Below are 2,958 nucleotides of genomic sequence, written 5' to 3'. Positions count from 1 at the left end.
TCCCAGGCATGCGCAAGATTCAACAGCATATGACACATAAAAAGGTATGTCGTATTTTTTTTGGAATTATAAAAAATTTTAATGTAGGCCGCAACTTCGTAACATTTTCTGAGTATAACCTAACATCCAGACAAGCGGACGGAGGGTTATCGTGTAATGAAAGTTAGAAAAGTTATTATTTTGTTACTGCTGCTATCGCTATGGGGCGGAACGATGATGTTTGCTGATTCTGCATCGCAGAAGGTTCGGGTTATAGTAAATGGGAATGATCAAACCGAGGACGGGATAATCGTTGAAGGCAAAACCTATTTGCCGCTTCGGCAATTAGCGTCATCGTTGCAAGTGATACTGGAATGGGATAATCAGAGCAAACGCGCAACCCTATATAAGCCGAATGTTCATATGTTTCTATTCCGGAATAACGCTGTTTTCGGAAACGTAAATAAGGGCTTCCAAGGCAGCTTTAAAGTGTTTGCCCAAATTGATAATTTAAAGACGGATATTGTAGCTGTAAAGGTATCGATCTTCGATCCAAGCGGCAAAGAGAAAGTGATACAAACCGGTAACGTCAGTCCAACAAGTGATAACTTCTGGTACGCGACGGAGGATGTTGATTACAAATTCGAGTCTACTGGCAAATATCCAATTCGCTTTTTTATAAAAACGAAAGCGACGGACGAGTGGACGGTTGTTTCGGAGAAACTTATTTCCTCATTGTAGCAAGAGAAACGCCTCTCGATTAGAAGAGGCGTTTTGTTTGACCTTATATAGACTGTCGTGATAGGATATGGTGGTCTGTATATATTATTGAAATGAGGTTATATCATGAGCGAACATCAGCATAATGAAGATTGCGGTTGTGGAGAAGACCACGAGCATGAGGAACATGTATTTATCGTGACTGACGACGAGGGCCAGGATCGCGAAATGGTCATGGTGTATACGTTTGAATCCGAAGAAAAAGTGTACGCAGTACTACTTGATCGTAACGATCCAGAAGCTGACGGCGTTATTTTCCGTATGGATGAAGAGAACGAGGAAACCTTCTTAGTTGGCATCGAAGATGATGCAGAGTGGGATCGTGTAACAGCTATATACGAGGAAATTGCTCGTACGGAGAGCGAAGAGAACTAATTGATACCGACCGAACATAGTACCATTGAAATAAAGATCTTCGACTAACACTCGTTGATCTTTTTTCAATAGATAAGAACATTTATAAGTGATAGCATGTAAATGTTCCTATCTTTCTCCGGGAGCGCGAATGTTATTGCCGTAGTGGTTGGCGACAGCCGTTACGACTTAGACTTTATTATTTTCTAGGATTGTAATAGATGGTACGGCCGTTAAACATCGTAAGCTCCGCTTTAAGCTGCTTGGCCATATATTTGCAAAGCTCGTTTGCCTTAGATTTATCACCGTGAGTAGCTTCATCCGTTAGTACAACCTGTACACAAGGTACGGTATGGCCGGAAGCGCTGGGCGCTTCACTTGGTCCGAATATGATGGAATTATAAAGTGAATTGATGCCTTTCAAATAAAACCAACGATCATCCTGCTTGGATTCAAACGTGTAAGGAAAGGCAGCTTCTGCGTAATCCCAGTCTAATTGCGAACCGGTTAACGCGGTTTGCTCTTTGTAATGCATCAGCCTGTTTCGCACATCTTCAAGTGTCATGCTCGCAACGGATGATCCTTGCACAAATTTTATGAAAGCGCTTTGACTCATCGCATCTCACCTCTGTCAACATCATAGCATGCAGTAAAATCGTTTACAATAAGTGGATTTTTTAGGGGCGGCCAACAAAAAACCGATCAGAGCGGCTATAAATAGACGCTATAATCGGCAGTTAATTATTATTGACTTTGAGTTAATTAGGAGATGGCTGTTTCTTCCACGATTACTTTAACAAATTCGATGCTGCGATCTTCTGGCCCTTTGACTGGCAGGCCTACCTGAACGTGATCGACAATGTAGTCGATGTTCTTTTGAGTAATAACCTCTCCAGGCAATAGGATTGGAATACCTGGCGGATAAACATAAATAAATTCTGCAATAATACGTCCGGCAGATTCTTTGAAGGGAAGCACTTCTGTTTCACCATAAAAGGCATCTCGCGGTGTTAATGAAAGCTGTGGAATGTCCGGAATTTTAACAACCAATTCGCGTGCTTCAGCACCTTCATGGAAGTGATCGGACAAGCCTTTTAATGCGGATATTAATTTTGATATCGAATCAGAGGTATCTCCAGGAGTAACTAAGCAAAGAATGTTATACATGTCACTCATTTCGATTTCTAAATTATGGTTATCCCGCAGCCAGTTTTCCGTTTCATAGCCGGTAATGCCAAGATGGCGTACATGAATGGAAACTTTGGTAGGATCATAATCATAAGTTGCCTCATCACCGAGAATTTCTTCACCGAAGCAATGCAAGCCAGGTATCTCGTTAATTTGCTTACGTGCGAGCTGAGCGAGCTCAATTGCGCGTTCTGCGATAGCGTGTCCATTTAGAGCAAGATTGCGTCTTGACGTATCAAGCGAAGCAAGCAAAATATAAGAAGTAGACGTTGTGGTCAGCATACTAATAACGGTTTGAATGCGATGAGGATTGACTCTATCCTTACGCACGTTCAGTACAGAGCTTTGTGTCATTGAACCACCGAGCTTATGAACGCTTGTCGCTGCCATATCAGCACCTGCTTGCATGGCAGACATGGGCAAATTCTCATGAAAATGAATGAGTACGCCATGCGCCTCGTCGACAAGAACAGGGATGTCAAAGCTATGAACAAGATCGACGATTTCTTTCAGGTTGGCACAAATACCAAAATAAGTTGGATTAATGACAAGTACTGCTTTAGAATCAGGATGACGCTCTAACGCTTTGCGTACAGAACGTGTCGTGATTCCGTGATCGATTCCTAGATTGTTATCGCGAGCGGGAGACATGAATAC

Annotated in this window: 4 protein-coding genes; 2 read left to right on the top strand and 2 right to left on the bottom strand. The window is 42.3% G+C overall.

Going from position 1 to position 2,958, the window contains the following annotated elements; all coding sequences use genetic code 11:
- The first annotated feature begins 156 nt into the window (after nt 1-156).
- Together AC1DWN_RS31450 and AC1DWN_RS31445 are read left to right on the top strand one after the other, a co-directional pair.
- The gene (locus AC1DWN_RS31450) at nt 157-720 is read left to right on the top strand and encodes a stalk domain-containing protein (protein WP_477562788.1); all 564 of its coding nucleotides are present in this window, start codon (nt 157-159) and stop codon (nt 718-720) included.
- Nucleotides 721-825: 105 nt separating this feature from the next.
- Nucleotides 826-1,134 (top strand): DUF1292 domain-containing protein, encoded by a 309-nt coding sequence (locus AC1DWN_RS31445; protein WP_477562787.1) that lies wholly within the window; start codon nt 826-828, stop codon nt 1,132-1,134.
- A 178-nt stretch (nt 1,135-1,312) separates the two neighbouring features.
- Here the strand turns inward: AC1DWN_RS31445 and AC1DWN_RS31440 are convergent, their stop codons facing one another.
- Together AC1DWN_RS31440 and AC1DWN_RS31435 are read right to left on the bottom strand one after the other, a co-directional pair.
- Nucleotides 1,313-1,729 (bottom strand): DUF1885 family protein, encoded by a 417-nt coding sequence (locus tag AC1DWN_RS31440; RefSeq protein WP_477562786.1) that lies wholly within the window; start codon nt 1,727-1,729, stop codon nt 1,313-1,315.
- Nucleotides 1,730-1,875: 146 nt separating this feature from the next.
- On the bottom strand, nt 1,876-2,958 hold a 1,083-nt coding region (locus tag AC1DWN_RS31435), incomplete at its 5' end, for an aminotransferase class I/II-fold pyridoxal phosphate-dependent enzyme (RefSeq protein WP_477562785.1).

Source organism: Paenibacillus sp. P4_A7, from assembly GCF_056402455.1.
The sequence above is the reverse complement of the archived record's forward strand: the minus strand, read 5'-3'. Positions and strand labels throughout refer to the sequence as shown.

Bases quoted from the DNA above. Each gene is read 5' to 3' on its own strand.
- AC1DWN_RS31445 (WP_477562787.1), top strand. From the start codon at position 826: ATGAGCGAACATCAGCATAATGAAGATTGCGGTTGTGGAGAAGACCAC.
- AC1DWN_RS31450 (WP_477562788.1), top strand. From the start codon at position 157: ATGAAAGTTAGAAAAGTTATTATTTTGTTACTGCTGCTATCGCTATGG.
- AC1DWN_RS31440 (WP_477562786.1), bottom strand. From the start codon at position 1,729: ATGAGTCAAAGCGCTTTCATAAAATTTGTGCAAGGATCATCCGTTGCG.